This window comes from Amniculibacterium aquaticum (assembly GCF_003852705.1).
In the GTDB taxonomy this organism is placed as follows: domain Bacteria; phylum Bacteroidota; class Bacteroidia; order Flavobacteriales; family Weeksellaceae; genus Amniculibacterium; species Amniculibacterium aquaticum.
Window position 1 is genome coordinate 1 of sequence record NZ_REFA01000072.1, and the last position, 1143, is coordinate 1143.

Annotated in this window: 1 protein-coding gene; it reads left to right on the forward strand. The window is 32.8% G+C overall.

Annotated features, from left to right (window positions below; genetic code table 11):
* Positions 1–198: 198 nt before the first annotated feature.
* The gene (locus EIY84_RS11760) at positions 199–810 is read left to right on the forward strand and encodes an IS4 family transposase (RefSeq protein WP_124643401.1); all 612 of its coding nucleotides are present in this window, start codon (positions 199–201) and stop codon (positions 808–810) included.
* Positions 811–1143: the final 333 nt, after the last annotated feature.

Below are 1143 nucleotides of genomic sequence, written 5' to 3' on the forward strand. Positions count from 1 at the left end.
TCTTTTGCATAGAGAAATTTGTAGTTATTTTTCCTCTAATATACTGAATACCAGTCTTTTAAACAAATAATTAACGCCTTTTTTTAAAGGTGTTTATCGATTTTTTTACTTTAAACAAGTTCAATATAAAAGTTGTGTCAATTGATACATTATCTACTCTTAATTCAATATAATTTTCTTTACAAGATGAAATAGATAATGCTTGCGGACAGGGAGTTCATTGGACATGATTGGCTGGATTTTTTGAACAAGAACCAAATACGCTACTATATTAGGCTCAGGAACAATTTCAAGGTTTTCTGTTTTGACAAGAATGAGGAGAAGCCAGTGTTTTGGCTATTCAATAACCTAAAACAAGGTGAGTTCAGACATCATCGGAAGATTGTGAAAATTAATGGGGTTTTATGCTATGTGTCTGGAACTAAATCTGTTGACAAAAATGGATCTTTGGATTATTTGATAATAGTCTCCTTCAACAAGCCCGAGGAATCTTTAACCTATTACCAGAAAAGATGGCAGATCGAGACGCTCTTCAAAGCATTCAAAAGTAGCGGATTCAATATAGAGGACACTCATGTAACCGATCAGAAAAGATTGGAAAAACTATTTATGGTCGTGATGCTTGCTATGGTTTGGTGCTACAAAGTTGGCGATTATCTACACGAAAAAGTAAAGCCAATAAAAATCAAAAAACACCAAAGAAGAGCCTTCAGTGTTTTCAAATATGGTTTGAACGCCATCAACAACATCTTGAATAATGCTTTAAATAAATTAAATATCAATGTGTTACAATTTTTGTCATGTACTTAGAAAAATTAGGAAAAGAAAATGGCTTTTTGCGAATAATTTCTCAAAAACTTCAACGCAAGAGCTTGACCTCCGCATTTCACAAAACCGTCTGTTGGCAGAAGACTCTATTGTTTAGTGAAAATTAAGTTTTTTGTATCAGGTAGGTAAACAGTTAAATCCGAACCCTGTGGACAATTTACTAGTACAATACTATTTGGACGATAATCCTGTAGTCTTCCCCAAAAACAGAAACGAATATAAATATAGTTTTTAACTTTGGGAAATATGAAACAGAGCAAATTTACAGAGGTTCAGATTGTGAAGATCTTATCTGAACAAAATCAAGGAAAAACG